This is a genomic window from Streptomyces sp. NPDC053541 (assembly GCF_044544705.1).
In the GTDB taxonomy this organism is placed as follows: domain Bacteria; phylum Actinomycetota; class Actinomycetes; order Streptomycetales; family Streptomycetaceae; genus Streptomyces.
Genome location: NZ_JBITXM010000007.1, coordinates 62,532 through 86,071 on the forward strand (window position 1 = coordinate 62,532; position 23,540 = coordinate 86,071).

General features: G+C 73.3%; 15 protein-coding genes. 11 read left to right on the forward strand and 4 right to left on the reverse strand.

The genetic code is table 11. The annotated features are described in order from the left end of the window. The first annotated feature begins 162 nt into the window (after positions 1-162). The 3 genes from ACIGW2_RS19040 to hflX all read left to right on the forward strand — a co-directional run bounded on the left by ACIGW2_RS19040 (position 163) and on the right by hflX (position 5,542). Positions 163-2,316, forward strand: a complete 2,154-nt coding sequence (locus ACIGW2_RS19040) for a RelA/SpoT family protein (protein WP_399844574.1) — start codon at positions 163-165, stop codon at positions 2,314-2,316. A 79-nt stretch (positions 2,317-2,395) separates the two neighbouring features. Beyond that, positions 2,396-3,925, forward strand: coding sequence for a M1 family metallopeptidase (locus tag ACIGW2_RS19045; protein ID WP_399844576.1), 1,530 nt, complete (start codon positions 2,396-2,398; stop codon positions 3,923-3,925). Between the two features lie 123 nt (positions 3,926-4,048). Then, positions 4,049-5,542, forward strand: a complete 1,494-nt coding sequence (hflX, locus tag ACIGW2_RS19050; protein ID WP_391653631.1) for a GTPase HflX — start codon at positions 4,049-4,051, stop codon at positions 5,540-5,542. Positions 5,543-5,636: 94 nt separating this feature from the next. Here the strand turns inward: hflX and ACIGW2_RS19055 are convergent, their stop codons facing one another. Further along, positions 5,637-6,815, reverse strand: coding sequence for a hypothetical protein (locus tag ACIGW2_RS19055; RefSeq protein ID WP_361580457.1), 1,179 nt, complete (start codon positions 6,813-6,815; stop codon positions 5,637-5,639). Positions 6,816-6,969: 154 nt separating this feature from the next. After that, positions 6,970-8,145 carry a trypsin-like serine peptidase gene (locus ACIGW2_RS19060; RefSeq protein ID WP_391653630.1) on the reverse strand — a complete coding sequence of 392 codons (1,176 nt, stop codon included), beginning with the start codon at positions 8,143-8,145 and terminating at the stop codon, positions 6,970-6,972. A gap of 333 nt (positions 8,146-8,478) precedes the next feature. On the opposite strand from ACIGW2_RS19060, the gene ACIGW2_RS19065 reads away from it, so the two are divergent. The 5 genes from ACIGW2_RS19065 to ACIGW2_RS19085 all read left to right on the forward strand — a co-directional run bounded on the left by ACIGW2_RS19065 (position 8,479) and on the right by ACIGW2_RS19085 (position 16,816). Next, the gene (locus ACIGW2_RS19065; protein ID WP_399844579.1) at positions 8,479-9,975 is read left to right on the forward strand and encodes a diaminobutyrate--2-oxoglutarate transaminase family protein; all 1,497 of its coding nucleotides are present in this window, start codon (positions 8,479-8,481) and stop codon (positions 9,973-9,975) included. Between the two features lie 51 nt (positions 9,976-10,026). Then, positions 10,027-11,958 (forward strand): IucA/IucC family protein, encoded by a 1,932-nt coding sequence (locus ACIGW2_RS19070; RefSeq protein ID WP_399844581.1) that lies wholly within the window; start codon positions 10,027-10,029, stop codon positions 11,956-11,958. Positions 11,959-12,052: 94 nt separating this feature from the next. Continuing rightward, a complete protein-coding gene (locus ACIGW2_RS19075) occupies positions 12,053-12,781 on the forward strand; it encodes a GNAT family N-acetyltransferase (RefSeq protein ID WP_399844583.1) in 729 nt (242 codons plus the stop codon). Between the two features lie 130 nt (positions 12,782-12,911). Beyond that, positions 12,912-14,783: an IucA/IucC family protein gene (locus tag ACIGW2_RS19080; protein ID WP_399844585.1), complete on the forward strand. Its 1,872-nt coding sequence runs from the start codon at positions 12,912-12,914 to the stop codon at positions 14,781-14,783. Positions 14,784-14,833: 50 nt separating this feature from the next. Beyond that, positions 14,834-16,816, forward strand: a complete 1,983-nt coding sequence (locus ACIGW2_RS19085; RefSeq protein WP_391653623.1) for an ATP-dependent DNA helicase — start codon at positions 14,834-14,836, stop codon at positions 16,814-16,816. 216 nt (positions 16,817-17,032) lie between these two features. Here ACIGW2_RS19085 and lexA read toward each other — a convergent pair whose 3' ends face one another. Then, complete coding sequence (lexA, locus tag ACIGW2_RS19090; protein ID WP_356073241.1) at positions 17,033-17,821, reverse strand: transcriptional repressor LexA; 789 nt, start codon at positions 17,819-17,821, stop codon at positions 17,033-17,035. 536 nt (positions 17,822-18,357) lie between these two features. Here lexA and nrdR point away from each other — a divergent pair. Continuing rightward, positions 18,358-18,867 (forward strand): transcriptional regulator NrdR, encoded by a 510-nt coding sequence (gene nrdR, locus ACIGW2_RS19095; protein WP_391653622.1) that lies wholly within the window; start codon positions 18,358-18,360, stop codon positions 18,865-18,867. A gap of 173 nt (positions 18,868-19,040) precedes the next feature. Further along, positions 19,041-21,941, forward strand: coding sequence for a vitamin B12-dependent ribonucleotide reductase (locus tag ACIGW2_RS19100; protein ID WP_356073236.1), 2,901 nt, complete (start codon positions 19,041-19,043; stop codon positions 21,939-21,941). A 111-nt stretch (positions 21,942-22,052) separates the two neighbouring features. On the opposite strand, the gene ACIGW2_RS19105 is transcribed toward ACIGW2_RS19100, so the two are convergent. Beyond that, entirely contained in the window at positions 22,053-22,619 is a 567-nt protein-coding gene (locus tag ACIGW2_RS19105) for a TerD family protein (RefSeq protein ID WP_391653621.1), read from the reverse strand. A 60-nt stretch (positions 22,620-22,679) separates the two neighbouring features. Here ACIGW2_RS19105 and ACIGW2_RS19110 point away from each other — a divergent pair, with 60 nt between their 5' ends. Continuing rightward, entirely contained in the window at positions 22,680-23,525 is an 846-nt protein-coding gene (locus tag ACIGW2_RS19110; RefSeq protein ID WP_399844589.1) for an arylamine N-acetyltransferase, read from the forward strand. Positions 23,526-23,540 lie beyond the last annotated feature (15 nt).

The window sequence follows — 23,540 nt, forward strand, 5'->3', positions numbered from 1 at the left end:
ATCGAAACCGTCAACGACTGATTCGTCCCTCGAATGGGTGATCCCGTTCACGCTCGGCGAGAGCGGGACTGCGCCACGTGGTGGGGTCGGTAGCATCAAGCACCGGCCCGCCGGGCACGCCTGCCCGGCCCTTCCGCCGGTCGACGCCGCCGGAGGTGCCCCATGAGCGCAGAGGCCGCCAACCCCGTGAGCGACGCCGAGGCCGCCGGCCCGGACGCTCCCGGGCGCAGACGAGCCCGCCCCAGGATCGACCTGCGCCGCCTCGGCCGCGCCGCGCTCCTCGGCGCCACCGCGGGACCGGCCGCCCGCGACCGGCTGCCCGACGCGATCGGGCACGTCGCCGAGGCCCACCGCGCCCACCACCCGGACGCCGACCTCGCCGTGCTGCGCCGCGCCTACGTGCTCGCCGAGTCCTCGCACCGCGGCCAGTTCCGCAAGAGCGGCGAGCCGTACATCACCCACCCGCTCGCGGTCACCCTGATCCTCGCCGAACTCGGCGCCGAGACCACCACGTTGACCGCCGCGCTGCTCCACGACACCGTCGAGGACACCGAGGTGACGCTCGACCAGGTGCGGCGCGAGTTCGGCGACGAGGTCGCCTATCTCGTCGACGGCGTCACCAAGCTGGAGAAGGTCGACTACGGGGCGGCGGCCGAGCCCGAGACCTTCCGCAAGATGCTCGTCGCCACCGGCAACGACGTGCGCGTGATGTCGATCAAACTCGCCGACCGGCTGCACAACATGCGCACCCTCGGCGTGATGCGGCCCGAGAAACAGGCCCGGATCGCCAAGGTCACCCGCGACGTCCTCATCCCGCTCGCCGAACGCCTCGGCGTCCAGGCCCTCAAGACCGAGCTGGAGGACCTGGTCTTCGCCATCCTCCACCCCGAGGAGTACGAGACCACCCGGGCCCTCATCGCGGGCAACACCGGCGCGGGCGACGCCCTCGCCGCCATCGCCGAGAACGTCTCCGGCGTGCTCCGCGAGGCCGGCATCGGCGCCGAAGTCCTCGTTCGCCCGCGGCACTTCGTCTCCGTCCACCGGGTCCGCCTCAAGCGCGGCGAGCTGCGCGGCAGCGACTTCGGCCGGCTCCTCGTGCTGGTCGCCGAGGACGCCGACTGCTACGCCGTCCTCGGCGAGCTGCACACCTGCTTCACCCCGGTGGTCTCGGAGTTCAAGGACTTCATCGCCGCCCCCAAGTTCAACCTCTACCAGTCGCTGCACACCGCCGTCGCCGCCCCCGACGGCGCCGTCGCCGAGGTCCTCATCCGCACCCACCGGATGCACAAGGTCGCCGAGGCCGGCGTCGTCGCCCTCGGCAACCCGTACATCGGCCCGGAGGGCGGCGACGGCGTCGAGGACGGCGAACGCGTCGACCCCACCCGCCCCGGCTGGCTCTCCCGGCTCCTCGACTGGCAGCAGTCCGCCCCCGACCCCGACACCTTCTGGACCTCGCTGCGCGCCGACCTCGCCCAGGACCACGAGATCACCGTGTTCCGCACCGACGGCGGCGCCCCCGGCATGATCAGCCTGCCGGCCGGCGCCACCTGCGTCGACGCCGCCTACGCCGCGCACGGCGAGGCCGCCCACAGCTGTCTCGGCGCCCGCGTCAACGGCCGGCTCGCCCCGCTGAGCACCGTTCTGCACGATGGCGACACCGTCCAGCTGCTGCTCGCCGAGGACGCGCCCTCGGGGCCCTCCCCGCAGTGGCTCGACCACGCCCGCACCCCCGCCGCCCGGATCGCCATCACCGGCTGGCTCCAGGCGCACCCCGAGGCCGCCCGGATCCCCGCCGCCGCGCCCCGCCCGCCCGCCAGCGTCACCGCCGACCGGCGCACCGGCAGCCGGCTGCGCGCCGAGCTGCCCGGCGGGCCCGAGGGTGCCCCGCCCCCCGTCGTACGGCCCGCCGGCTGCTGCACCCCCGTGCCGCCCGACGAGATCACCGGCTTCGTGGTCCGCGGCGGCTCCGTCACCGTCCACCGCACCGGCTGCGCCTCCGCCGACGCCATGCGCCGCCTCGGCCGCGACCCCGTCACCGTGCACTGGGGCGACACCGCCGAATGCCGGGTCACGCTCGTCGTCGAGTCCTTCGGCCGCCCCCGGCTGCTCGCCGACCTCACCGAGGCCATCGCCGCCGAGGGCGTCGCCGTCGTCGCCGCCACCGTCGAACCGCCCAGCGAGCAGCGGGTCCGGCACACCTACACCCTCCAGCTCCCCGACGCCGCCGGTCTGCCCGCGCTCATGCGAGCCATGCGGGACGTGCCCGGCGTGTACGACGTGAGCCGCGCCCGGCACCCCGCCACCCCGCAACGGTGAGCGCCGGCGCGTGACACCTTCGGGTGGCGGTCGCGCGCGCCGCCCCGGAGGGCGGCCAGGGTCCTGGTAGCGGTAACCCATGTCGCTCCCCTCCCGTGCCGTCCCCGCCCCGCAGCCGTCCCCACGCGCGCGTGCGCCCCGCGCGCGTGCCCTGCGCGCCGCCGTGCTCGTCGCCCTCTCCGCGGGCCTGGTCGCCGCCGCGCTGCCCGCCCCCGCCCCGCTCGGCATCGGCGACCCGCTCTTCCCGCAGCTCGGCAACCCCGGCTACGACGTCCTGTCGTACGACATCGCGCTCGACTACCGCGGTCGGAACACCGAGCCGCTCGCCGCCGCCACCACCATCGAGGCGGTCGCCACCGACGCGCTGGACCGGATCAACCTCGACTTCACCCACGGCACCGTCTCCGCCGTCACCGTCGCCGGCGAGCCCGCCTCGTTCGAGAGCAGCGGCGAGGACCTGGTGATCACCCCGGCCAGCCCGGTCGAGCGCGGGGAGGTCGTCGAGATCGCCGTCCGCCACACCAGCGACCCCCGCGGCCCCGCCGACTCCGGCGGCTGGGTCCGCACCGGCGACGGCCTCGCCATGGCCAACCAGGCCGACGCCGCCCACCGGGTCTTCCCGTCCAACGACCACCCCTCCGACAAGGCCTTCTTCACCTTCCGGATCACCGCGCCCGACCGCTTCACGGCCGTCGCCAACGGCCTGCGCGAGAGCCGGGTGCGCAGCGACGGCAGCACCACCTGGACCTACCGCACCACCCACCCCATGGCCACCGAGCTCGCCCAGGTCTCCATCGGCGAGTCCGCCGTCGTGCACCGGCGCGGCCCGCACGAGCTGCCCGTGCGCGACGTCGTGCCCGCCGCCGACAAGGAGCGCCTGGAGCACTGGCTGGCGCGCACCCCGAAGCACCTGGAGTGGCTGGAGCGCCGGGTCGGTCCGTACCCCTTCGAGAACTACGGGGTGCTGATCGCCGACGCCGACACCGGCTTCGAGCTGGAGACCCAGACCCTCTCGCTCTTCGAGCGCCGCCTGTTCACCCAGCCCGGCTTCCCCGAGTGGTACGTCGAGTCCGTCATGGTGCACGAGCTGGCCCACCAGTGGTTCGGCGACAGCGTCTCCCCGCGCGCGTGGTCCGACCTGTGGCTCAACGAGGGGCACGCCACCTGGTACGAGGCGCTGTACGCGGAGGAGCACGGCGGGCCCACCCTGGACCGGCGCATGAAGGCCGCCTACGCCGCCTCCGACCAGTGGCGCGCCACCGGCGGCCCGCCCGCCGCGCCGGAGCCGCCCGAGCCGGGCGAGAAGATCAGCCTCTTCCGCCCCGTCGTCTACGACGGGGCCGCCCTCGCCCTCTACGCGCTGCGCGAGGAGATCGGCACCGAGGCCTTCGAGGCCCTGGAGCGCCACTGGGTGGCCGAGCACCGGGACGGCACCGCCACCACCGCCGACTTCACCGCGCTGGCCGGCCGGATCGCCGGGCGCGACCTGAGCGCCTTCTTCCAGGCCTGGCTGTACGGGGCCAAGACCCCGCCGATGCCGGGGCACCCCGACTGGAAGAGCCGGGCCCCGCGCGCCGAGCGCCCGCCGACGGCGGCGAAACCGGGGTGACGGGCCCCCTCCGGCCGTGTCACCATCGTCGGGTCGGCGACGCGGCCGGACGGGCGGGAATTCTCCCGCCGGGTCACGCGTTGTGACCGGCATCAAGTGTTTTCTCTTCGACGTAAGGATCCAATGACCTCCTCTTCATCCCCTTCCCAGGACAAGCAGAGCTTCGCGGACACCCGCCGCACCGAGAGCCTTCGGGCCGATGCCCTGATGGAAGAGGACGTCGCCTGGAGCCACGAGATCGACGGGGAGCGGGACGGCGACCAGTTCGACCGCTCCGAGCGCGCGGCCCTGCGCCGTGTCGCGGGCCTCTCCACCGAGCTCGAGGACGTCACCGAGGTCGAGTACCGGCAGCTGCGCCTGGAGCGCGTGGTGCTGGTCGGCGTCTGGACCTCGGGGACGGTGCAGGACGCGGAGAACTCGCTCGCCGAGCTCGCCGCCCTCGCCGAGACGGCGGGCGCGCTCGTGCTCGACGGCGTCATCCAGCGCCGCGACAAGCCGGACCCGGCCACCTTCATCGGCTCGGGCAAGGCCCAGGAGCTGCGGGACATCGTGCTGGAGACCGGCGCCGACACCGTGGTGTGCGACGGCGAGCTCAGCCCCGGCCAGCTCATCGCCCTTGAGGACGTCGTCAAGGTGAAGGTGGTCGACCGGACCGCCCTCATCCTCGACATCTTCGCCCAGCACGCCAAGTCGCGAGAGGGCAAGGCGCAGGTCGCCCTCGCGCAGATGCAGTACATGCTGCCGCGACTGCGCGGCTGGGGTCAGTCGCTGTCCCGGCAGATGGGTGGCGGCGGCGGTGGCGGCATGGCCACCCGCGGTCCCGGTGAGACCAAGATCGAGACGGACCGGCGACGGATCCGCGAGAAGATGGCGAAGATGCGCCGGGAGATCGCGGAGATGAAGACCGGCCGCGACATCAAGCGCCAGGAGCGCCGGCGCAACAAGGTGCCCTCGGTCGCCATCGCCGGTTACACCAACGCGGGCAAGTCCTCGCTGCTCAACCGCCTCACGGGCGCGGGCGTGCTGGTGGAGAACGCGCTGTTCGCCACCCTCGACCCGACCGTGCGCCGGGCCGAGACCCCGTCCGGCCGGGTCTACACCCTGGCCGACACCGTCGGCTTCGTCCGGCACCTGCCGCACCACCTGGTCGAGGCCTTCCGCTCCACCATGGAGGAGGTCGCCGACTCGGACCTCATCGTGCACGTGGTGGACGGCTCGCACCCGGCCCCCGAGGAGCAGCTCGCCGCCGTGCGCGAGGTGTTCCGCGAGGTCGGCGCGGTCGACGTGCCGGAGCTCGTGGTGATCAACAAGGCGGACGCGGCGGACCCGCTGGTGCTCCAGCGGCTGCTGCGGATCGAGAAGCACTCCATGGCCGTCTCCGCCCGCACGGGCGAGGGCATCCCGGAGCTGCTCGCCCTGATCGACGCCGAGCTGCCGCGCCCGCAGATCGAGATCGAGGCCCTCGTGCCGTACACGCAGGGCGGTCTGGTCTCGCGGGTGCACGGCGAGGGCGAGGTGATCTCCGAGGAGCACACCGCGGAGGGCACCCTGATCAAGGCCCGGGTGCACGAGGAGCTGGCGGCGCACCTCGCGTCGTACGTCCCCGCCGCGCACTGACCGGCCCGACACGGAACGGGCACGGACCGAAAAGGGCGCCGGCCGCCTCCCGCGAGGGAGGCGGCCGGCGCCTTCGTCCTGTCCGCAGCCCGGATCAGCGGGCGAACTTCTTGCTGATCATCTCGTGGGCGTTCTTGGCGCCCCTGCCCAGCTGCGGTCCGGCCAGCCAGCCGTTGCTGCCGGCCGGGCCGATCGAGGTGTTCGACACCAGCGCCGTGGTGCCGTTGGGCAGTACCCGGAACCAGCCGCCGCCCGAGGAACCGGCGGTCATCGTGCAGCCGATCCGGTACATCACCGGGGTGGCCGGAGCGGTGCTGAGCCGGGTGGCCCGGTCCAGGCACTTGTGCATGATCACGCCGTTGTACGGCGCCGCTCCCGGGTAGCCCCAGGCGCCGATGGTGCCGGCCTGCGCGGGCTGCGGGGCGGAGAAGTCGACCGGCAGGGCCGCGCCGACGGTCTCCTCCAGGGACTTGCGGCCGTTCTGCGGCCGCACGTGCAGGATCGCGTAGTCGTAGGGCCAGGCCTGGTTGGTGCCGCCGCTCTGGATCCACTCGCCGGAGGTCACGGCCCAGTCGGCCCAGTACTGCCCGTAGGGGTAGATCTCGTAGCCCTGCGCGTTGCGCAGCGCGGCGGGGGACTTGCCCTTGTCGTTGAAGGCGGGCGCGAACATGATGTTGCGGTACCAGCCGCCGCGCTTGCCGGCGTGCACGCAGTGCCCGGCGGTCCACACGAGGTTGGACTTGCCGGGGTGGCGCGGGTCCTTCACGATCGTGCCGGAGCAGGCCATGGAGCCCTCGGGCGCGTCGAAGAAGATCTTGCCGACGGGAGCCGCGTAGCGGTGGTACGGGGTCTTCTCGCGCTGGGCCGTCACCGGCCTCGGCGTGGGGTCGCTGCCCCCGCTGGTCGCCTGGGTCTCGACGGTCTGGTCGGGGCTCTTCGCGGACTGCATCCGCTCGCCGTCCCAGAGGTCCTCGATCACCGGGTTGACGAAGTCCTCGGCCTCACGGAGCCAGGTGTCCCGGTTCCAGTTCTTCCACTCGCCGTCCTTCCACTTGTCCAGGTCGACGCCGTGCTTCTTCAGCTTGTCGGCGAGGTCCTTGGGAAGGCCGGACGAGGAACCGGAGCCGTCCCCGGTCGGGCTCGCGGTCGCGGTCTGGTCGGCGGGCTTGTCGCCCGCCGGGGTCTCCGTCGGGCCGCAGGCCGTGGCGGTCAGCGCCAGCGCGAGCGCGGCCGCGACGCCGCCGGCGGCGGGCAGGAGTCGTATGGAACGCATGAAGTGGTGTCCCCCTGGGATGTCGGCGCGTCCGGCCGGGAGGGCAGGGCCGGTCGCCACTGCCGCGCGATTGCCATGGACGCGTCATTCTGCGGTGCACAGTATGCCCCGGTGCCGGGCGGGACCGAGGGGGCCCGCCCGGCTTCACGGAGTCCTACTGGTTCGCGTACTTCTTGCTCACGCCCTCGTAGAGGGCCTTGGCCTCGGGACCGAGCCGCGGACCGGCCAGCCAGCCCGCCGTCACCGGGCCGATCGAGGTGTTGGACACCAGCGCCGGCTCGCCGTCCTTGCCGGTGGCCACCCAGCCGCCGCCGGACGAACCGCCCGTCATCGTGCAGCCGATGCGGTACATCGTCGGCTGCGAGGCCTTGATGGACAGCCGGCCCGGCTTGTCCGCGCACTGGAACATCTTCTGCCCGTCGAAGGGCTTGCCCGCCGGGTAACCGGTCGCCGTCATGCTCGCGATCTTCGGCACCGCCGGCGCGTTGAACTCCACCGGGAGCGCCGAACCGACCGTCTCCTCCAGGGACTTGCCGTTCCCGCCCTTCTCCGGCGTCACGTGCAGCACCGCGAAGTCGTACGGCGCGCCCTTGCCGCCGGTCTGGCCGCCCTCGTCGATCCACTGCTGCGAGGTCTGCGCCCAGTCGCTCCACCACACGCCGTAGGGAGCGATCTCCTCGCGGGTGGCGTTCTCCAGCGCGGAGGTCGGCCGGCCCGCGTCGTTGTACGAGGGGACGAAGGCGATGTTGCGGTACCAGCCGCCCTTCTGGCCGGCGTGCACGCAGTGCCCGGCCGTCCAGACCATGTTCGACTTGCCCGGGTGCGCCGGGTCCTTGACGACCGTCGCCGAGCAGACCATGGAGCCCTCGGGGCCGTCGAAGAAGACCTTGCCGGAGGCGGGGGAGCTCTGGTGGTACGGCGGCTGCACGGCCTTCGCCGGCACCTTGGCCGGGGTCGGGTCGGTCACGCCCTTGTCACCGGAGATGTCCTCCTCCTCGACCGGCTTGTCGGGGCGCTCGGCGTCCCGCATCCGGTCCGGGTCCCAGAGGTCCTCGATGATCGGGTTCACGAAGTCCTTGGCCTCGCGCAGCCACTTGTCGCGGTCCCAGTTCTTCCACTCGCCGCCGCGCCACTTGTCGACGTCGATCCCGTGCTCCTTCAGACGGTCCTTCAGGTCGTCCGGAATCTTGATCTTGCCGTCGGCGGAAGGCGTCACGGCGGTGGGCTTGTCACCCCCCGCGGTGTCCTCGGTCGGACCGCAGGCCGTGGCCGTCAGCGTCAGCGCCGCCACGGCGGACGCCGCGGCCAGCAGCGGACGAATCGATCGCATCTCGTGATCCCCCTGGGACTACGTCAACTTGTGCATCAGTGAACAGCGGCGGCACGGCGCGCCGTGCCGCGTGAAGCCCCCACTATGCCGGTGCCGGAGGGGACGGTACGACGCAGGTCCGCGGTTCCGGCACCGGCCGGGCCGTTGCCGTGCCGTGATCCGGGACACGCCAAGGAACTTGGCTCCGGCCCGTGATCCCCGGCAGAGACCGTCGTTGGTACGTACGGGGGACACACCGGCGGCCTTCAGAACGCCCTCGCGGGGCGGCTCTGCAACGTACCGATGTGCAACGCAACCGTTACCGCAACCGTGACAGCGGGAGGACACCGAGCCGTGGCCGTGACCGAACCAGCTCCGGCCGCAGCGCCGGGCACGCGGAGCCGTGAGGAGCAGCGGGCGAGCGGCGAGGGGGGCGCCCACGAGGGCATCCTGCGCCGCCAGGCGCAACGCGAGTCCGCCGCGCGCACCTATGCGCGGTCGCTGCCGATCGTCCCCGTCCGGGCCCGGGGACTCACCATCGAGGGCGCCGACGGGCGCCGCTACCTCGACTGCCTGTCCGGCGCGGGCACCCTGGCGCTCGGGCACAACCACCCGGTGGTCCTGGAGGCCGTCCGCAAGGTGCTCGACTCCGGCGCGCCGCTGCACGTCCTGGACCTCGCCACCCCGGTCAAGGACGCCTTCGTGACCGAGCTGTTCGCCACCCTGCCGCCCGAACTCGCCGCCGACGCCCGCATCCAGTTCTGCGGACCGGCCGGCACCGACGCCGTCGAGGCCGCCCTCAAGCTCGTCCGCACCGCCACCGGCCGGCGCGGCGTCCTCGCCTTCACCGGCGCCTACCACGGCATGACGGCCGGCGCCCTCGACGTCTCCGGCGGCGCCGAGGACGTGCGGGTCGCCCGGCTGCCCTACCCCCGGGACTACCGCTGCCCGTTCGGCGTGGGCGGCGAGCGCGGCGCCGAACTGGCCGCCCGCTGGACCGAGACCGTCCTCGACGACCCCAAGAGCGGCATCCCCGAGCCCGCCGGGATGATCCTCGAACCGGTCCAGGGCGAGGGCGGCGTGATCCCCGCCCCGGACAGCTGGCTGCGCCGGATGCGCGCCCTCACCGCGGCCCGCTCCATCCCGCTGATCGCCGACGAGATCCAGACCGGCGTCGGCCGCACCGGCGCCTTCTGGGCGGTCGACCACGCCGGCGTCGTGCCCGACGTGATGGTCCTGTCCAAGGCCATCGGCGGCTCCCTCCCGCTCGCCGTCGTCGTCTACCGGAGCGCGCTCGACGCCTGGGAACCCGGCGCCCACGCCGGCACCTTCCGCGGCAACCAGCTCGCCATGGCCGCCGGCGCCGCCACCCTGGCGTACGTCCGCGAGAACGGCCTCGCCGAGCGCGCGGGCCTGCTCGGCGCCCGCATGATCGGCCGCCTCCAGGGCCTCGCCGCCGCCCACCCGTGCGTGGGGGACGTGCGCGGACGCGGCCTGATGCTCGGGGTCGAACTGGTCGACCCGGCGTACGGGACGGGGCGGCCCCGGGGAGAGCTCGCCGACCCCGGCGCGACCGCCCCGGCCGAGGCGTACGGCCCCGGCGGCGCCGCGCCCGACCTCGCCGTCGCCACCCCGCCGCCCGACCCGGAGCTCGCCGTCGAGGTGCGGCGCCAGTGCCTCGACCGCGGGCTCATCGTCGAACTCGGCGGCCGCCAGGGCGCCGTCGTCCGGCTGCTGCCCCCGCTCACCCTCACCGACGAGCAGGCGGAGGCGGTCCTGGACCGCTTCGCCGACGCGCTGGCCGCGGCCGAACGCGCCCTCCGGTCCCGCCCCACCGGACCGTCCCGCTGAACCCCGGACCGCCTCCCACCCGGTCCCCTCCCCCCTCCCCAAGGAAGACCCGTGAACCCGACCCCCGCCCCCACCCCGAGCACCGCCGGCGCGACCGCCACCGCCACGGTCGACGGACCGCCGAGCGCCGCGGCGTCCTTCCCGCGCCAGTTCCCGGGCCCGCACCCGGCCCCGTACCCCGCCGCACCGGCCGGCGCCCCGAGCGGGGCACGCACCGACTCCCGGGCCGACGCCCAGGCCGACCCGCTCGACGACGCCGACCCCGCGCGCGCCGCCGACGCCGCCGCCGTCGAGAACCTGCTCCGCTGCTGGGTGCGGGAACGGAACCTGCCCGCGCCCGAGCCCGCCGCCACCGGTGCGGCCGACACCCTGCGCATCCCGCTCGACGCCAGCGGCACCGCCCTCCTCGTTCCCGTCCGCCACTGGTCGCCCACCGGCTGGCACCGCTTCGGCGCCCCCGTCCTCGAAGGGCTCCCCGGCACCGCCCCCGCCGTCGACGCCGTCACCCTCGCCGCCCTGCTCGGCCGCGAGACCGGCGGCTCCGGCGGCACCGAGGCCACCGAACTCGTCGGCCGGGTCGCCGACTCCGCCCGCCGCACCGCCGAGTTCATCGCCGAACGGCGCCGCGACCCGCGCCCCGCCCCCGGCGCCGACCTCTTCCTCACCGGCGAGCAGTCCCTGCTGCTCGGCCACCCGCTGCACCCCACGCCCAAGAGCCGCGAGGGCCTCTCCGAGGCCGAGGCCCGCCGCTACTCGCCCGAACTGCACGGCTCCTTCCCGCTGCACTGGATGGCCGTCGACCACTCCGTCCTCGCCACCGACTCCGCCTGGACCGAACAGGGCCGCCCGGTCGCCGCCGCCCAGCTCACCGCCGGCCTCGCCGAGGGCCTCGACCTCCCGCCCGGCACCGCCGCCCTGCCGCTGCACCCCTGGCAGGCCCGCGAGCTGCGCGAGCGCCCCGCCGTCGCCGCCCTCCTCGACGCCGGCCTGCTCCACGACCTCGGCCCCTACGGGGAGCCCTGGCACCCCACCTCCTCGGTCCGCACCGTGCACCGCCCCGGCGCCCGCGCCATGCTCAAGCTCTCCCTCGGCGTCCGGATCACCAACTCCCGCCGCGAGAACCTGCGCAAGGAACTGCACCGCGGCGTCGAGGTGCACCGGCTGCTGCGCACCGGACTCGTCGACCAGTGGCAGGCCGCCCACCCGGGCTTCGACATCGTCCGCGACCCGGCCTGGCTCGCCGTCGACACCCCCGAAGGGCAGCCGCTGCCCGGCCTCGACGTGATGATCCGACACAACCCCTTCGGCCCCGGCGACGACGCCGTCTGCCTCGCCGGACTCACCGCCCCCCGACCCTGGCCCGGCTCGCCCCGGATGCGCTCCCGGCTCGCCGACCTCGTCCTGCGGCTCGCCGCCCGCACCGGCCGCCCCACCACGGCCGTCGCCACCGAATGGTTCCTGCGCTACCTCGACCTCGTGGTCCGCCCCGTGCTGTGGCTGGACGGGCAGGCCGGCGTCGCCCTGGAGGCCCACCAGCAGAACACCCTCGTCCTGCTCGACACCGAGGGCTGGCCCGCCGGCGGCCGCTACCGCGACAACCAGGGCTACTACTTCCGCGAGTCCCGCCGCGAGGAGCTGGAGAGCCGCCTCCCCGGCATCGGCTCCGTCAGCGACACCTTCGTCTCCGACCAGGTCGCCGACGAGCGCTTCGCCTACTACCTGGGCATCAACAACGTCCTCGGCCTCATCGGCGCCTTCGGCTCCCAGCACCTCGCCGACGAGCGCGTGCTGCTCGCCGCCCTGCGCCGCTTCCTCACCGGCGCCACCGGCCTCGGCTCCCCGCTGCCGCACCGCCTCCTGGAGGCCGCCACCCTGCGCTGCAAGGCCAACCTGCTCACCCGGCTGCACGGCCTCGACGAGCTCGTCGGCCCCGTCGACACCCAGTCCGTCTACGTCACCGTGACCAACCCGCTGCGCGCCTGAGCCGCCCCGCGCGGGCCCACGACCGTCCCCCGGGCCCGCGCCGCCCCCGGCCCGTGACCGTCCCACCCACCGAAGCCGAGAGGAGAGCGCCCCCGTGCCTCCCACCGAAGCGCGCCCCGACACCGGGCCGAGCCCCGAGGACACCCTCGACCTCCACCTGCCCGCGGACTTCCTCGCCCTGCTCGCCGCCGACGGCCCCCGCCGCCCGGCCGTGGCCGCCCGCGACCTGCCCGCCGATGCCCTGCCCGCCGAGGACCTGCTCGACCGGGTCGCCGGCTGGCGGCCCGCCGACACCCCCGCCGGCCGCTTCGCGCTCGTCCCCGTACGCCTCGACCACGACCTGCCCCTCGTCACCCGCTGGATGAACGACCCCGCCGTGGCCGCTTTCTGGGAGCTCCAGGGCCCCGAGCGCGTGACCGCCGACCACCTGCGCGCCCAACTCGACGGCGACGGACGCAGCGTGCCCTGCCTCGGCGTCCTCGACGGCACCCCCATGAGCTACTTCGAGATCTACCGCGCCGACCTCGACCCGCTCGCCCGCCACTACCCGGCGCGCCCGCACGACACCGGCGTCCACCTGCTGATCGGCGCCGCCGCCGACCGCGGCCGCGGCCTCGGCACCCTGCTGCTGCGCGCCGTCGCCGACCTGGTCCTCGACCACCGTCCCCGCTGCACCCGGGTCGTCGCCGAACCCGACCTGCGCAACACCCCCTCCGTCACCGCCTTCCGCCGCGCCGGCTTCCGGTTGGCCGCGGAGCTCGACCTGCCCGACAAGCGCGCCGCGCTCATGGTCCGCGACCGGGACCCGCGCCCCGCCCCCTGACCACAGACGCACCCGCACCCACCCTCAGAGCCTGCCGGGTGGCCCCCGACCGGACCGCGGACGAGGGCCACCCGACGGGCTCTCCGCCCCACCGCGCCACCCACCGCGGTGCCCACCTGGAGGAGTCCTCGTGTCGACGTCCCCTGCACCCCACGACTCCGCACGCCCCGACCCCCGGCCCACCCCCGCACCGCCGCCCCCGGCCGACGCCGCCCTGCACAGCCCGCCCGAGCTGACCGCGCAGGCCTGGGAGCGGGCCGGCGCCCGGCTGCTCACGAAGACGGTCGCCGAGTTCGCGTACGAGGGCATCCTCCGGCCCCGGCCGGTCGACCCCGCACCGGACGGGCGCGGGCCGGAGGAGCCCGGGCGGGAGGGGCGCTACGCCCTGGCCCTCGACGACGGCGCCGAGCTCGCCTTCACCGCCCGCCGCGGCGCGTACGACAGCTGGCGGATCACTCCCGGCTCGGTCACCCTCGACGGCCGACCGGCCACCGACCCGCTCGACTTCCTGGTCCGCGCCCGGCGGCTGCTCGGCCTCGACGGCGCCACCCTCGGCCACCTCATCCGCGAGCTCACCACCACCCTCGCCGCCGACACCCGGCTCGACCACACCGCGCTGGCCGCCGCCCGGCTCGCCGAGCTCGGCTACGCGGAGCTGGAGGGCCACCAGACCGGGCACCCCTGGCTGGTCCTCAACAAGGGCCGGATCGGCTTCTCCGCCGCCGACGCCGCCCGCTGGGCCCCCGAGGCCCGCCGCCCCGCCCGCCTCCCGTGGATCGCCGTCAGCACCCGCCTCGCCGCCTACCGGGGCGTGGGCGGCCTCGACACCCCCGAGCGCCTGTACGAGCGCGAGCTCGACCCCGGGGTCCGCGCCGTCTTCCACGGCGTGCTGCGCGAGCGCGGCCTCGACCCGGACGGCTACCTCCTGCTGCCCGTCCACCCCTGGCAGTGGGACGAGGTCCTGCTGCCGCTGTACGCCCCCGCCGTCGCCGCCGGCACCGTGGTGCCGCTGCCCGCCGACGACGACCTGCGGCTGCCCCAACAGTCCATCCGCACCTTCCTCAACGTCTCCCGGCCCGACCGGCACACGGTCAAGCTGCCGCTCTCCGTCCTCAACACCCTGGTCTGGCGCGGCCTGCCCACCGAGCGCACCCTCGCCGCCCCCGCGGTCACCGCCTGGGTGCTCGGGCTGCGCGACGCCGACCCCTTCCTGCGCGACGAGTGCGGGGTGATCCTGCTCGGCGAGGTCGCCTCCGTCACCGTCGAGCACCCGCTCTACGACCGGCTCCCGGAAGTGCCGTACCAGTACAAGGAGCTCCTCGGCGCGATCTGGCGCGAACCCCTGCGGCTGCCGCCGGGCGAACGCGCCCGCACCCTCGCCTCGCTGCTGCACACCGATCCCGCCGGCCGGGCCTTCGCCGCCGAGCTGGTCGAGCGCTCCGGCCTCGCCCCTCGCGCCTGGCTCCAGCGCCTCTTCGCCGCCCTGCTGCCGCCGCTGCTGCACTTCCTCTACCGCTACGGCACCGTCTTCTCCCCGCACGGCGAGAACGCGATCGTGGTCTACGACGAGCAGGACGTGCCCGTCCGCCTGGCGATCAAGGACTTCGTCGACGACGTCAACATCAGTGCCGTACCGCTCCCCGAGCACGCCGGCATGCCCGAGGACGTCCGGGCCGTGCTGCTCACCGAGGAGCCGGACTTCCTCACCCAGTTCATCCATTCGGGCCTCTTCGTCGGCGTCTTCCGCTACCTGGCACCGCTCTTCGAGGAGCAACTGGGCGTGCCGGAGGAGGAGTTCTGGACCCTGGTGCGCGCCGAGATCCTGCGCCACCAGGGCCGCTTCCCGGAGCTGAAGGAACGCTTCGAGCTGTTCGATCTCCTGGTGCCGCGGATCGAGCGGCTCTGTCTCAACCGCAACCGGCTGCACCTCGACGGCTACCGCGACCGCTCCGAGCGGCCCCACGCGGCCGTCGACGGCACCGTCCCGAACCCGCTCGCGTGAGCGCGGGGAGGGACCGCGGTGTCAGTGCCGCCCCGTAGGGTGGAAGGGCTATGACGAAGCCATCCCTCCCCGATCTCCTCCACGCCGCCGTCTCCGCCGTCGGCGGTGTGGAGCGCCCCGGCCAGGTCGCCATGGCCGAGGCCGTGGCCGAGGCCATCGACGACGGTTCCCACCTCCTCGTCCAGGCCGGCACCGGCACCGGAAAGTCCCTCGGCTACCTCGTGCCGGCCCTGGCGCACGGGGAGCGGGTCGTGGTCGCCACGGCCACCCTGGCGCTCCAGCGCCAGCTGGTCGAGCGCGACCTGCCGCGCACGGTCGAGTCGCTGCACCCGCAGCTGCGCCGGCGCCCGGAGTTCGCGATGCTCAAGGGCCGCTCGAACTACCTGTGCCTGCACCGGCTGCACGAGGGCGTGCCGCAGGACGAGGAGGAGGGCCTCTTCGACCCCTTCGAGGCGGCGGCCCCGACCAGCAAGCTCGGCCAGGACCTGCTGCGGCTGCGGGACTGGTCGGACGAGACGGAGACCGGCGACCGGGACGACCTGACGCCGGGCGTCTCCGACCGGGCCTGGGGTCAGGTCTCGGTCTCCTCGCGCGAGTGCCTGGGCGCGAGCAAGTGCGCGTACGGGGCGGAGTGCTTCGCCGAGGCCGCCCGCGAGCGGGCCAAGCTCGCTGACGTCGTCGTCACCAACCACGCGCTGCTCGCCATCGACGCGATCGAGGGCGCGCCGGTGCTGCCGCAGCACGAGGTGCTGATCGTGGACGAGGCCCACGAGCTGGTGTCCCGGGTGACCGGGGTGGCCACCGGCGAGCTCACCCCGGGCCAGGTGAACCGGGCGGTGCGGCGCGCGGCCAAGCTGGTCGACGAGAAGGTGGCCGACCAGCTGCAGACCGCCGCCGAGGGCTTCGAGAAGCTGATGGAGCTGGCGCTGCCGGGCCGCCTGGAGGAGATCCCGGAGGACCTGGGCTATGCGCTGATGGCCCTGCGGGACGCCTCCCGCGCGGTGATCACCGCGCTCGGCTCCACCCGTGACCGCTCGGTGCAGGACGAGGACGCCGTCCGCAAGCAGGCCCTCGCCTCGGTGGAGACCGTGCACGGGGTCGCGGAGCGGATCACCAACGGCTCGGAGTGGGACGTCGTCTGGTACGAGCGGCACGACCGCTTCGGGGCCTCGCTGCGGGTCGCGCCGCTGAGCGTCTCCGGGCTGCTGCGGGAGAAGCTGTTCGCGGACCGCTCGGTGGTGCTGACCTCGGCGACCCTGAAGCTGGGCGGCGACTTCAACGGGGTGGGCGCCTCGCTGGGCCTCGCGCCGGAGGGCACCCAGGGCGAGGACGTGCCGGTCTGGAAGGGCATCGACGTCGGCTCGCCCTTCGACTATCCGAAACAGGGCATCCTCTATGTCGCCAAGCACCTGAACCGGCCCGCGCGGGACGGGGAGCGCGGCGACATGCTGGACGAGCTGACCGAGCTGATGCAGGCCGCCGGCGGGCGGACGCTCGGCCTGTTCTCCTCGATGCGCGCGGCCCAGCAGGCGGCGGAGGAGCTGCGCACCCGGATCCCGGAGCTGCCGATCCTGCTCCAGGGCGAGGACACCCTCGGCGAGCTGATCAAGAACTTCGCGTCCGACGCGAAGACCTGTCTCTTCGGCACGCTCTCCCTGTGGCAGGGCGTGGACGTGCCGGGGCCGAACTGTCAGCTGGTCGTCATGGACAAGATCCCCTTCCCGCGCCCGGACGACCCGCTGATGAGCGCCCGGCAGAAGGCGGTGGAGGAAGCCGGGGGCAATGGCTTCATGGCGGTCGCGGCCACCCACGCGGCGTTGCTGATGGCGCAGGGCGCCGGCCGTCTCGTCCGCGCCACGGGCGACCGCGGCGTGGTCGCGGTCCTCGACCCCCGGCTGGCGACGGCCCGCTACGGCAGCTATCTGAAGGCCTCGCTGCCGGACTTCTGGTACACCACGGACCGCAACCAGGTGCGGAAGTCCCTGGCGGCGATCGACGCGGCCGCGATCAAGGCCGCCGCGGACCAGCCCTGAGGGGCGGGGGTGCACACCGAGGGCGAGTGAGCCGAAGGGCCACGCCGAGGGAACGGTGCCGGGCGCGCGCAGGCCCCGAGGAACGGGGGGCGAGCACGAGCGGTGCCGTGAGCTCGGCTCCGGCGCCCCGGAGGCGAACCGAGCCTTGGAACAACGCAGGGCCCCGGGACCGGCGCAGTGGGTCCCGGGGCCCGGTTCAGGGGCGGCGGGGTGGGGTCAGACCCGTCGCAGGACGGCGACGACCTTGCCGAGGATGGTGGCCTCGTCGCCGGGGATCGGCTGGTACGCCGAGTTGTGGGGGAGCAGCCAGACGTGCCCGTCCTCGCGCTTGAAGCGCTTGACGGTGGCCTCGCCGTCGAGCATGGCGGCGACGATGTCGCCGTTCTCGGCGACGGGCTGGCGGCGGACCGTGACCCAGTCGCCGTCGCAGATCGCGGCCTCGATCATGGAGTCGCCGACCACCTTGAGGACGAAGAGCTCGCCGTCGCCGACCAGCTGCCGGGGGAGCGGGAAGACGTCCTCGACGGACTCCTCGGCCAGGATGGGGCCACCGGCCGCGATGCGGCCGACCAGGGGGACGTAGGAGGCGGCGGGCTTGCCGGTGGTGTCGGTGGGCTGGGTGCTGGGCTGGTCGGAGCCGCGCACCTCGTACGCACGGGGGCGGTGCGGGTCGCGGCGCAGGAAGCCCTTGCGCTCGAGGGCCATCAGCTGGTGTGCCACGGAGGAGGTGCTGGAGAGGCCGACGGCCTGGCCGATCTCGCGCATCGACGGCGGGTAGCCGCGGCGCTGGACGGAGTCGCGGATGACCTCGATCACCCGGCGCTGGCGGTCGGTGAGGCCGGAGCTGTCGGCCCGGATGCCTGGAGGTCGTCCGGGGAGGGAGCGCGCGGGTCGGCCGGGCTCCTCCCCGTTCATGGCGGCGTCATTCATCGCATGCACCGGCTCGAGTCGGCCCTGGGAGCGGCCCTGGGCAGTGATGGTGGCACTGTCTGCGGTGGTGGTCACGTCGTCGGCCCCTCTCGAATGTTCTCCCTGGCTGGCACAACGGTAGTAGCTTTCGAAAGGTTGCGCCAAACACACGTTCGAGTGAAAATTCGCCGTTCGCCTTACGTGTGCGCGAGGGCAGGTGTATACGCCGATCCGACGAGTTCCCGAAGGGTTCGCAAATCGGGGCATCACGGTCGTCTTCGCCGCCGGTTCGCAGGACCCCGGGACCCGCTGTGCGCCCCGCTGCGGGCGCCTCGGCGCCGGCTGCACAGTCTGACACCGGTGACCCCGGGAAGGCCGCCGCCGCGCCCTTCCCGTACCCTCGTGGCCGGTCGCCGGAGCTTCTCCACCGGCCCCCGGGCGCGCGACACGCGCAGGGGCCCGAAATGCCGACCAACCCAAGATCTAGTGGTTGGATGGCACCAGCCACCCACAAGTAGTGGTCCCGGTCGGCCGGGGCAGCTCGTATCGCCTATGCTGGTGGTCGCTTCGCGGGGGCCTTGACGGGCCGGGCGGGGCTATTCAGTCGTGCCTTGAGGGAGGGTCGGAACCACATGCACTGCCCCTTCTGCAGGCACCCCGACAGCCGCGTCGTCGACAGTCGCACCACCGACGACGGGACGTCGATCCGCCGTCGCCGCCAGTGCCCGGACTGCTCCCGTCGTTTCACGACGGTGGAGACCTGTTCGCTCATGGTGGTGAAGCGGTCCGGGGTCACCGAGCCCTTCAGCCGTACCAAGGTCATCTCCGGCGTGCGCAAGGCCTGCCAGGGCCGGCCCGTCACCGAGGACGCCCTCGCCAAGCTCGGCCAGCGGGTCGAGGAGGCGGTGCGCGCCACCGGGAGCGCCGAGCTGACCACCCACGACGTGGGCCTGGCCATCCTCGGCCCGCTGCAGGAGCTCGACCTCGTCGCGTACCTGCGCTTCGCGTCCGTGTACAAGGCTTTCGACAGCCTCGAAGACTTCGAGGCCGCCATCGCGGAACTCCGCGAGCGGCCTCCCGCCGGGAACGGCGAGCGCGGGGCTGCCCCCGCCGTGCCCGTTCCCGCCCACGCCGCCGACTAGCGGCGCGCCGGACCCGAGGGTCCGGCTGCCGGCCCGCGCGGCCGGACGGAAGACCTGCCCCGAGCGGCCCCTGAGGTGTTCGTGGCAATTGCACTACATAACGCAGTACAGAAGGCGGAGCCCTGGAATTTTCCGGGCGCTCCAGGGTGTTTTGCCCGTATATGGGAGGCGGCATGACAGAGACGGCGAGCGGTCCGGCACGTGGTTCCCGCACCAAGGGAGCCAAGGCGGCGAGCAAGGGCCTGCGTATCGAGCGCATCCACACCACCCCCGGCGTGCATCCGTACGACGAGGTGAACTGGGAGCGCCGTGACGTCGTCATGACCAACTGGCGCGACGGCTCGATCAACTTCGAGCAGCGTGGCGTCGAGTTCCCCGACTTCTGGTCGGTGAACGCGGTCAACATCGTCACCAGCAAGTACTTCCGCGGGGCCGTCGGCACCCCGCAGCGCGAGACCGGTCTCAAGCAGCTCATCGACCGGATCGTGAAGACCTACACGAAGGCCGGCGAGGACTACGGCTACTTCGCCTCGCCCGCCGACGCCGAGATCTTCGAGCACGAGCTGGCCTACGCCCTCCTGCACCAGATCTTCAGCTTCAACTCCCCGGTGTGGTTCAACGTCGGCACCCCGCAGCCCCAGCAGGTCTCCGCCTGCTTCATCCTGTCCGTCGACGACTCCATGGAGTCGATCCTCGACTGGTACAAGGAAGAGGGCATGATCTTCAAGGGCGGCTCCGGCGCCGGCCTGAACCTCTCCCGCATCCGCTCCTCCAAGGAGCTGCTCTCCTCCGGCGGCAACGCCTCCGGCCCGGTCTCCTTCATGCGCGGCGCCGACGCCTCCGCCGGCACCATCAAGTCCGGTGGTGCCACCCGCCGCGCCGCCAAGATGGTCATCCTCGACGTCGACCACCCCGACATCGAGGACTTCATCGAGACCAAGGTCAAGGAGGAGGAGAAGATCCGCGCCCTGCGCGACGCGGGCTTCGACATGGACCTGGGCGGCGACGACATCACGTCCGTCCAGTACCAGAATGCCAACAACTCCGTCCGCGTGAACGACGAGTTCATGAAGGCCGTCGAGTCCGGCGGGAAGTTCGGCCTGCGCGCCCGCATGACCGGCGAGGTCATCGAGGAGGTCGACGCCAAGGCGCTCTTCCGCAAGATGGCCGAGGCCGCGTGGGCCTGCGCCGACCCGGGCATCCAGTACGACGACACGATCAACCACTGGCACACCTGCCCCGAGTCCGGCCGCATCAACGGCTCGAACCCGTGCAGCGAGTACATGCACCTGGACAACACGTCCTGCAACCTCGCCTCGCTGAACCTGATGAAGTTCCTCAAGGACGACGGCAAGGGCAACCAGTCCTTCGACGTCGAGCGCTTCGCCAAGGTCGTCGAGCTCGTCATCACCGCGATGGACATCTCCATCTGCTTCGCCGACTTCCCCACCCAGAAGATCGGCGAGAACACCCGCGCCTTCCGCCAGCTCGGCATCGGCTACGCCAACCTCGGCGCCCTGCTGATGGCGACCGGCCACGCCTACGACTCCGACGGCGGCCGCGCCCTCGCCGGTGCCATCACCTCCCTGATGACCGGCACCTCGTACAAGCGCTCCGCCGAGCTCGCCGCGGTCGTCGGCCCGTACGACGGCTACGCCAAGAACGCCACCCCGCACCAGCGGGTCATGAAGCAGCACGCCGACGCCAACGACAAGGCCGTCCGCATGGACGACCTGGACACCCCGATCTGGGCCGCCGCCACGGAGGCCTGGCAGGACGTGATCCGGCTCGGCGCCAAGAACGGCTTCCGCAACTCCCAGGCCTCGGTCATCGCCCCGACCGGCACCATCGGTCTCGCGATGTCCTGCGACACCACCGGCCTGGAGCCCGACCTCGCCCTGGTCAAGTTCAAGAAGCTGGTCGGCGGCGGCTCGATGCAGATCGTCAACGGCACCGTCCCGCAGGCCCTGCGCCGCCTGGGCTACCAGGAGGAGCAGATCGAGGCGATCGTCGCCCACATCGCCGAGCACGGCAACGTGATCGACGCCCCCGGCCTGAAGACCGAGCACTACGAGGTCTTCGACTGCGCCATGGGCGAGCGCTCCATCTCCGCGATGGGCCACGTCCGCATGATGGCCGCCATCCAGCCCTGGATCTCCGGCGCCCTGTCCAAGACGGTCAACATGCCGGAGTCGGCGACCGTCGAGGAGGTCGAGGAGATCTACTTCGAGGCCTGGAAGCTCGGCGTCAAGGCGCTCGCGATCTACCGCGACAACTGCAAGGTCGGCCAGCCGCTCTCCGCCAAGAAGAAGGAGGACGAGAAGGCCGAGGTGACCGCGAAGACCGAGGCGACGATCCGCGAGGCCGTCGAGAAGGTCGTCGAGTACCGCCCGGTCCGCAAGCGCCTCCCGAAGGGCCGCCCGGGGATCACCACCTCCTTCACCGTGGGTGGCGCCGAGGGCTACATGACCGCCAACTCCTACCCGGACGACGGTCTCGGCGAGGTCTTCCTGAAGATGTCGAAGCAGGGCTCCACCCTCGCGGGCATGATGGACGCCTTCTCCATCGCCGTCTCCGTGGGTCTGCAGTACGGCGTGCCGCTGGAGACCTACGTCTCGAAGTTCACCAACATGCGCTTCGAGCCGGCCGGCATGACGGACGACCCGGACGTGCGGATGGCGCAGTCGATCGTCGACTACATCTTCCGCCGCCTGGCGCTCGACTTCCTGCCCTTCGAGACCCGCTCCGCCCTCGGCATCCACTCCGCCGAGGAGCGCCAGCGCCACCTGGAGACCGGCTCCTACGAGCAGTCCGTCGAGGACGTGGACGTCGACGTCGAGGGCCTGGCCCAGTCGGCGCCCCGCGCCCAGGAGCTGAAGGCCGTCGAGACGCCGGTCGCCGCCAAGGCCGAGATCCCGGCCCCGAAGCAGGCGCACACCTCCGCGGAGCTGGTCGAGATGCAGCTCGGCATCAGCGCGGACGCCCCGCTCTGCTTCTCCTGCGGCACCAAGATGCAGCGCGCCGGCTCCTGCTACATCTGCGAGGGCTGCGGTTCGACCAGCGGCTGCAGCTGACCCACCGCGGCGGCCGCGCGCCCACGCGCGCGTGGCCGCCGCCGGCTGACCCGTAGCACGCGAAGGGGACCGACCACACCGGGTCGGTCCCCTTCGGCGTACGGGTCCCGGTCAGGCCGGGCGGGCGCCCATGACCGCGCCGAAGGTGCTCGGGTCGATGTCGAAGCCGCGCAGCAGCGGCCGGAACAGCCACTCACCGGAGCCGTCACCGCCGTCGCCCTCGCCGCCGCCCTCGGCCCCGTCCCGGACGAACTCGGCGATCGTCGCCGCGGTCGCGTCCGCCACCGAGCCGAGGGTGTCCTCCAGGAGGTCGGTGTAGCCCTCGCGCACCCGCACCCCGGTCCGCGCGACCTGCCCGAAGGTGAGCCGCCCACCGCCCTGCTGGATGGCCACGCCCACCACCACGCGCGCGTACCGCGCGGCGATCCGGTCGAGCTCCACGGTCATCGCCTCGTCGTAGCCGAAGCCCTGCCCCGTACGGCTGTCGCGGTGGAGGGTGATCGTGCCGTCGGGGGAGCGGCTGTCGAAGTGCACCAGATGGGCCGGCGGACCGTACGGGGCGTCCGCCGGGTAGACCGCCGCGACGAGATCCAGGTCGTGCGCGGGGGAACCGGCCGGGCTCGGGTCCCACTTGAGCGCGACCTCGACCTTGCCGACCCCCTTGTTGAGCCCGCTCACGCTCAATCCCCTCTCTCTGTACGGTTCCTGACGAGCAGTTCATGGTGTCATGTGATCAACATGTCATCGCTGGAGGGGGAGTGCCGCATGTGGGGCGGGGAAGAGCTGGATCTGGACGCATATCTGGCGCGGATCGGACACTCGGGCGCGGTCGCCCCGGATCTCGCGACCCTGCGCGCCGTGCACCGCGCGCACGTGGAGAGCCTGCCCTTCGAGAACCTGGACGTGGCGCTCGGCCGCCGGATCCCGCTCGACGTGAAGAGCCTCCAGGCCAAAATGGTCGCCCGCCGCCGCGGCGGCTACTGCTACGAGCAGAACTCGCTGCTCGCCGCCGCCCTGGAGCGGATCGGCTTCATGGTGGCGGGACGCGGCGCCCGCAACCGCACCCGAGGCCCCGCGCTGACCCCGATCACCCACGCGCTGCTCGTCGTCACCGTCGACGGGCGCCCCTGGCTGGCCGACGCGGGCTTCGGCTGGCAGGGCCCGCTGGAGCCGGTGCCGCTCGCCGACGGGGCGCGCGTCGAGCAGGACGGATGGGTCTACGGCATCGGCACCGAGGCGGACGGCGTCCGCGTGCTGCGCACGCTGCGCCCGGAGGGCTGGACCGACCTCTACTCCTTCGCCCCGCATCCGCTCCACCCGGTCGACTTCGAGCTCATGAACCACTACAGCTCCAGCCACCCGCGCTCCCGCTTCGTCGGGCAGGTGGTGGCCCACCGGCCGGGCGCCGCCGTGCGGCACGCGCTGGTCCGCGACGGCCTCATGTCGGTGCGCGCCGACGGCAGCCGGGAGGAACGCCGGATCGGGGCCCAGGAGTTGCCGGCGGTGCTCACCGGCCTGTTCGGAATCGAACTGGACGACGAGGAGCTCGCCGCCCTGCCGAGGGCGGACTCCCCGGAGGTCTGACGGGGCGTCGCTCCG